The organism is Xinfangfangia pollutisoli (assembly GCF_020179405.1).
In the GTDB taxonomy this organism is placed as follows: domain Bacteria; phylum Pseudomonadota; class Alphaproteobacteria; order Rhodobacterales; family Rhodobacteraceae; genus Pseudogemmobacter; species Pseudogemmobacter pollutisoli.
Window position 1 is genome coordinate 1 of the sequence record NZ_JAICBZ010000167.1, and the last position, 2436, is coordinate 2436.

3 protein-coding genes and 1 pseudogene are annotated in these 2436 nt (G+C 65.8%); all 4 read left to right on the top strand.

Annotation, left to right across the window (positions count from 1 at the left end):
• A pseudogene (locus K1Y73_RS21780) lies at nt 1-405 on the top strand (NADH-quinone oxidoreductase subunit E); the annotation flags it as partial.
• Nucleotides 406-415: 10 nt separating this feature from the next.
• Nucleotides 416-646, top strand: coding sequence for a DUF5337 family protein (locus K1Y73_RS21785; RefSeq protein WP_225030505.1), 231 nt, complete (start codon nt 416-418; stop codon nt 644-646).
• A gap of 9 nt (nt 647-655) precedes the next feature.
• Complete coding sequence (gene nuoF, locus K1Y73_RS21790; protein WP_225030507.1) at nt 656-1951, top strand: NADH-quinone oxidoreductase subunit NuoF; 1296 nt, start codon at nt 656-658, stop codon at nt 1949-1951.
• Entirely contained in the window at nt 1951-2316 is a 366-nt protein-coding gene (locus K1Y73_RS21795; RefSeq protein WP_225030509.1) for a hypothetical protein, read from the top strand. The genes nuoF and K1Y73_RS21795 overlap by 1 nt, the downstream gene beginning before the upstream one ends.
• Nucleotides 2317-2436 lie beyond the last annotated feature (120 nt).

The following is a 2436-nucleotide window of genomic DNA, read 5'->3' on the forward strand; positions in this document are numbered from 1 at the left end:
GTGCCGGTCAGCCTGACAGACAGCACGAATGTGGCGCAGATTGCCGCCGTGCCGGCGGCGGCCGAGCCGCCTGCGCCGGTCATTCCGGCGCCGTTCCAGCCGCAAGCGACTGAGCCCGTGACTATGCCGGCCGCCCCTGTGGCGGCATTGGCCGATCCGAAATCCGACGATCTGAAACAGATCGAAGGCATCGGCCCGGCGCTTGAGAAGATGCTGCAGGATCTGGGCGTCACGCGTTTCGCGCAGATCGCGGCCTGGACCGAGGCGGAAGTGGCGGCGGTGGATGCCCAGATGGGCCGCTTCCGGGGCCGGATCGCCCGCGACAAATGGGTTGCGCAGGCGAAGATCATCGTGACCGAGGGTCTCGACGCGTTCCGCGAACGCGCCAAGACCAATGACTATTAAGGCAAGGACCATGCAGGATCCACGGGGGCAACAGTCTGGAAAGGACAGGGGGACGGGGCAGGTGCGCCTTGTCGCCATCGTCATTTCCGTGACGATGATCCTGTGGATGGGCGCGCAATGGCTGGGCGGGCAGTTCGGCTGGGACAGCCGCTATGCCTTCCTGCTCGACTTTGCCGCCCTGGCCGCGTTCTTCTGGGCGCTGGTCGTGACCTATCAGATCTGGCGGACGCGCCGGGGATAAGGAAGAGAGATGCTCAAGGATCAGGACCGGATCTTCACCAATCTCTACGGCATGCATGACCGCAGCCTGAAGGGCGCGATGAAGCGTGGCCATTGGGACGGGACGGCGGGCCTTCTGGCCAAGGGCCGCGACTGGATCGTGGAAGAGATGAAGAAGTCGGGTCTGCGCGGCCGTGGCGGCGCCGGTTTCCCGACCGGGCTGAAATGGTCCTTCATGCCCAAGGTCTCGGACGGGCGGCCCGCCTATCTGGTGGTCAATGCCGACGAATCCGAACCCGCGACCTGCAAGGACCGCGAGATCATGCGCCACGATCCGCATACGCTGATCGAGGGCTGCCTGGTGGCGGGCTTCGCGATGAACGCCATCGCGGCCTATATCTATATCCGCGGCGAATATGTGCGCGAGAAGGAAGCCCTGCAGGCTGCGATCGACGAGGCCTATGATGCGGGCCTGATCGGCAAGAATGCCTGCAAGTCGGGCTATGATTTCGACGTCTACCTGCATCACGGCGCCGGCGCCTATATCTGCGGCGAGGAAACCGCGCTTCTGGAAAGCCTGGAAGGCAAGAAGGGCATGCCGCGGATGAAGCCGCCTTTCCCGGCCGGCTCGGGCCTTTATGGCTGCCCGACCACGGTGAACAACGTCGAATCCATCGCCGTTGCCCCCACCATCCTGCGCCGGGGCGCCGAATGGTTCGCAGGCTTCGGCCGGCCGAACAATGCCGGGGTGAAGCTGTTCGCCATGTCGGGCCATGTGATGACGCCCTGCGTGATCGAAGAGTCGATGTCGATCTCGATGAAGGAATTGATCGAGAAGCATGGCGGCGGCGTGCGCGGCGGCTGGAAGAACCTGAAGGCGGTGATCCCCGGCGGCGCCTCTTGCCCGGTGCTGACGGCCGAGCAATGCGAAGACGCGATCATGGATTACGACGGCATGCGCGAGCTGAAATCCAGCTTCGGCACCGCCTGCATGATCGTGATGGACCAGTCCACCGATGTGGTGAAGGCGATCTGGCGGCTGGCCAAGTTCTTCAAGCATGAAAGCTGCGGCCAATGCACGCCCTGCCGCGAAGGCACGGGCTGGATGATGCGGGTGATGAGCCGTCTGGTCTCGGGCGAAGCCGAGATCGAGGAAATCGACATGCTGTTCGAAGTGACGAAGCAGGTCGAAGGCCACACGATCTGTGCGCTTGGCGATGCGGCGGCCTGGCCGATCCAGGGTCTGATCCGCAACTTCCGCGGCGAGATCGAAGATCGGATCAAGGCCAAGAAGACCGGCCGGATCTCGGCGGTGGCGGCCGAGTGATGACGCTGCGCGCCCTTCTTCTTGCGGCTCTGATTGTGCCCGGCGGCTTTGCTGCCCGGGCCGAGGGCGAGCCTGCCGCCGAAGGGGGCGAGGCTGCCGGCGATGCACCGGTGGATCCCGATCTGCACAGCTATCCGCTGGCCTTGGGCGGGGTGGACTATGCCGGCGAGGTGCGTACGAACGAAGACGCGCCGGCCGATCTGCGGCTGCGCCGTGCCGATGGGGCCAGCATGGCCGATCTGGGCTATGTGCTGGCCGATCTGGGCCGGATGGCCTGCGACGCGGCCGGTCTGCGCTTTGACGACGCTCTGCCGCCGCTTCTGGCGGCCGATGGCAGCTGGCAGATCGCGGGGGCCTGCAAATGACCGGCGCGCCCTGTCTTGCCCTGCGTCTGGCGCCGGTGATCGGCGCGGCGATGCTGGCGGCCTGTGTGGCACCCTCGGACGCGGCATCGCCGCGGGGTGGGGCGGCTCAGGCCGGCGAGC

Coding starts and splice junctions, on each gene's coding strand:
- K1Y73_RS21785 (WP_225030505.1), top strand. CDS start 416: ATGCAGGATCCACGGGGGCAACAGTCTGGAAAGGACAGGGGGACGGGG.
- nuoF (WP_225030507.1), top strand. CDS start 656: ATGCTCAAGGATCAGGACCGGATCTTCACCAATCTCTACGGCATGCAT.
- K1Y73_RS21795 (WP_225030509.1), top strand. CDS start 1,951: ATGACGCTGCGCGCCCTTCTTCTTGCGGCTCTGATTGTGCCCGGCGGC.